Source organism: [Clostridium] ultunense DSM 10521 (assembly GCF_000511955.1).
Lineage (GTDB): Bacteria > Bacillota > Clostridia > Tissierellales > Tepidimicrobiaceae > Schnuerera > Schnuerera ultunensis.
Map to the genome: position 1 here is coordinate 80,635 of NZ_AZSU01000001.1, position 4,101 is coordinate 84,735.

Sequence of the window (4,101 nt, forward strand, 5' to 3'; positions counted from 1 at the left end):
GGAAGATCGGTTTTAGTTTATATTATACATTATGGAAAAAAATTAATTAAAATATTTGCATTTATCAGAGATTTGTGATATACTATTTTCGATGTTATTGTACTTATTTTCATCCTTAAGCTTTACTTCTATATTATTCTATTCAATTTGTATATTAATTATCCAGCAAGGATTTATTAATAAATAACTCATTTCAAACAATATTATTTAAGCATAATCTTTTATTTTAAACAACTAAGTTTAAATTTTTATTTTATTGACTGCTAATAGAATTTAATATTTATCGCTGAATTCTTGTGAAAGAAGCGGGGGAACCATTTAACTGGGGTGAATCCTTTTTGGACGGGCAAAATCCCTTAGCCCGAACCCGTCAGCTAACCTCGCAAGCGTGGAGGGGGGATTGGTAGTGTATTGTCATCTATCGACTATGGGGAGCCCTCTATAGTCTTTTATTTTACTTAAAATCAAATAGGGAAATTATGGGATAGGAGGTAATAGTATGAAAAAAGATTTAGTTTATGCAGTGATTGGAGCAGGCAATGGAGGCGTTGCAATGGCAGGATATTTAAGCTTAATAGGCTACAAAGTGAATCTATATAATAGAACTTTGGATAATATTCTTCCGTTAATTGAAAGACCTAGAATTGGATTAACAGGTGAAGTTGAAGGGAAAGGAAAATTAAACTTAGTGACAAATAATATTGAAGAAGCTATTGAAGATGCTGATATTATAATGGTGACTGTGCCAGCTATGGGACATTACCATTTAGCTAAAGCTATGGCTCCTCATTTAAAGGATGGCCAGATAATTGTATTAAATCCTGGTAGAACAGGAGGAGCTTTAGAGGTTTATGCTACTATTAGACAATGTGGTTCAAATAAGGATATCATAGTAGCTGAAGCTCAGACTTTCATTTATGCTTGTAGAAAAACATCAGAAACTAGTGCCCATATATTCAAATCGAAAAAGGAAGTGACTTTAGCGGCAATTCCAGCTATTAAGACTAACTATGTTGTAGAGATGCTTAACGAAGCTTATCCTCAGTTTATAGCTGCTAGGGATGTAATTGAAACCAGTATAAATAACTATGGGGCTATATTTCATCCAGGTCCTACACTATTAAATAGTGGACATATAGAAAGGGGAGCTCCTTTTGATTACTATACAGAAGGTATTACTCCATCCATAGGAAACTTTTTAGAAAAGATGGATGCAGAAAGAATGAAAATAGGATTATTGCTCAATGTGAATACCTTATCGGCTAGGGATTGGTTAGAAGAAACCTATGGAGCTAAAGGAGAAAACCTGTATGAGGCAGTGCAAAACAATCCAGCTTATAAGGGATTACAAGCACCTAAAGGCTTAAATATAAGATATATATATGAAGATGTACCCTATAGTTTAATTCCTATGTCATCTATAGCTAGGGAATTTAATATAGAAACTCCAGCTATGGACTCTATTATTAGAATAGCTGGATTAATAACGGGTGTGGACTTTTTTGAAGAAGGAAGAACTGTCGAAAGATTAGGATTAAAAGGTTTATCTGTGAAAGAAATCCATGAGTTTGCAGAAAAAGGTAGAATATTGAGAAAAGGTAAAGAGGTGGTAGCTTCATGAGAAAAATTCTGGCATGTACTATTGGAAACTGTGTTCATGTTGCTGGAACCATGAACTTCTTATCTCTTGCTGAAAAAGAAGGATACGATCCTGAGTTTTTAGGCATAGGGATTTCTATTGATCAATTGATAAAAAATATAAAGATGACAAAGCCAGAGATGGTAGCATTAAGCTATCGACTAACGCCAGAACCTTTAGTGGAAATATTAGAAGAATTAAAAGCTAGAATTAGGGAAGAAAAGCTGGAGGAAATTACTTGGCTCTTCGGAGGTACAGAGCCAACAGGGAAGGTAGCTGAAAGGTCTGAAATATTTAATAAAATATTTTATGGATATGAGGATATTGATGAAGTGATATGGTATTTAAAAGGAAAAGAATATACGGAAGATGAGGAATATCCTAAAGATCTTATTTCTAGGATAAATTCTAAATATCCTTACCCTATTCTAAGACACCATCTTGGCCTACCTACTATAGAAGATACGGTGGAGGCCATTGAAAAGGTAGCTGAGTCTAAAGTGTTAGACGTCATATCCATAGCGCCAGATCAGAATGCTCAAGAGTTTTTCTTTGACCAAGGGAAAATGGATAAAAGGTTAGATGGCGCTGGAGGTGTTCCATTACGGACAGAAGATGATTTTAGGAAATTATACGAAGCAGCCCAGAGAGGGAATTATCCGTTACTTAGATCCTATAGTGGAACTAAAAACATAATTAAATTTTCAGGAATGTTACAGGATACCATAGATAATGCTTGGTGTGCAGTACCGCTGTTTTGGTATAGTGAGCTGGACAAAAGAGGACCTAGAAAATTGAAAGATGCTATTAAAGAAAATCAAGAGGTAATGAAATGGCATGGAGAGAGGAATATTCCTGTAGAAGTAAATGATCCTCATCATTGGAGTTTAAGAGATGCTCACGATGCTATAGGGGTAGCAGATGCATATTTGGTAGCCTATAATGCTAAACAAATGGGGGTTAAAAATTATGTAGCCCAGTATATGTTTAATGTGCCTGCTTTCATTTCCCCTGAAATGGATTTAGCAAAGATGTTAGCAAAAATACATCTAGTAGAAAGTTTAGAAGATGAAAACTTTAGGGTATATAGGCAGGCTAGAGCAGGCCTTGCTAGTTTCCCAGCCGATTTATATCAAGCTAAAGGCCAATTGGCAGCTTCAGCTTATCTTGCAATGGCTATCAAACCCCATATTTACCATGTAGTCGGTTACTGTGAAGCACATCATGCAGCTACTGCTGATGATATTATCGAGTCGGCAAAGATAGTTAGAGGAGTATTGAAAAATGAATTCTTAGGTTCAGTTGACATGACGAAAGATGAAAATGTTCAAAGACGAAAAGGGGAATTGATAAGGGAATCTAAAATGATAATAGAGGCTATAAGATCCATAGGGTCAAATGAAAGGGATCCTTTAACAGACCCTGAGACCTTATCTAAGGCAGTTAAAATGGGTATATTGGATGCCCCCCATTTAAAAGGGAATCCAGTTTGTAGAGGAAGTTTATATACAAGGATAGTAAGTGGTGCCATGTATGCCTACGATAACAAGGAAAAAAGGATAATATCTGAGAAAGAAAGGTTAGAAAGGATTTTGGAAGAATTGAAAATTTAACTATCCTTTAGAACTCCCAAACAAGCTTGCTGTACAGCAAGCTTGTTTTTTGTTCAATCTTCTCTTTCTCTTGAAATATATATTATTATATAGTACTATATAGGTATAATGATTAGGACTTTGTACCTACAAATTTAATGAATATACGACATATTTTTTAAAAGGTATAAAAATTGGGTATAGAGAATAAAGACTTATTTCTATTTTAATATTAATTTCCTGGGAAATAGTTTAATTAAATCGACAAAATACTACTAAATTAGGAAAAATATTCTTTAATGAACCATTAAATTGGCTCATAAAATACTATCATATAGGCATAGAATTAAATAGAGCTATTTAATAAAGGAACAGAGGTGTATTCAATGGGGGAACATAGTGAAAAAATGGAAGAATGTGTAAAAATGGCTTTAAACTATTTGCAAAATATGAATTCTGTCAGAGGATTGGATATCATAATAGATATATACGATGAAATAAGGTATTCTGGCATAGATAAAGAGGATATTAGTCAAAAGATTTTAAGAATATTACATAATTTAATAGATTCAGATAGTTTAGATTCCCTATTAGGAAAAGAAGACAAACAAGCGCTATCAGCATTTTTAGAAGATTTTCTTAAAATAAACTGTAAATCAGGAAATTGGTATTTAGACAATGAGCAATTTACAGAATTGACATTAGATGAGTTTTACCATGTATTAATTGAAATTAAATATCTAAAAGAAAGAGAATTAGCAAACAAAAACAAGTTGCCTATTAACGGTTAATAAGGACGAACTTAGTTTTTGTTTTACTTCCTACTAGTCAAATAAGAAACTACTCCTTCCGTTACGCTATCTCATCATC

Annotated in this window: 3 protein-coding genes and 1 riboswitch; all 3 genes read left to right on the plus strand. The window is 33.6% G+C overall.

Annotation, left to right across the window (positions count from 1 at the left end; translation table 11 throughout):
• Window positions 1-274 precede the first annotated feature (274 nt).
• Window positions 275-403: riboswitch (cyclic di-AMP (ydaO/yuaA leader) on the plus strand.
• Between the two features lie 96 nt (window positions 404-499).
• Entirely contained in the window at window positions 500-1,621 is a 1,122-nt protein-coding gene (locus CUL_RS0100480; RefSeq protein ID WP_025640205.1) for an NAD/NADP octopine/nopaline dehydrogenase family protein, read from the plus strand.
• Window positions 1,618-3,252: a methionine synthase gene (locus CUL_RS0100485; RefSeq protein WP_025640206.1), complete on the plus strand. Its 1,635-nt coding sequence runs from the start codon at window positions 1,618-1,620 to the stop codon at window positions 3,250-3,252. The genes CUL_RS0100480 and CUL_RS0100485 overlap by 4 nt, the downstream gene beginning before the upstream one ends.
• Before the next feature lie 365 nt (window positions 3,253-3,617).
• On the plus strand, window positions 3,618-4,022 hold the full coding sequence (locus CUL_RS0100490) for a hypothetical protein (protein ID WP_005583271.1): 405 nt from the start codon (window positions 3,618-3,620) through the stop codon (window positions 4,020-4,022).
• Window positions 4,023-4,101: the final 79 nt, after the last annotated feature.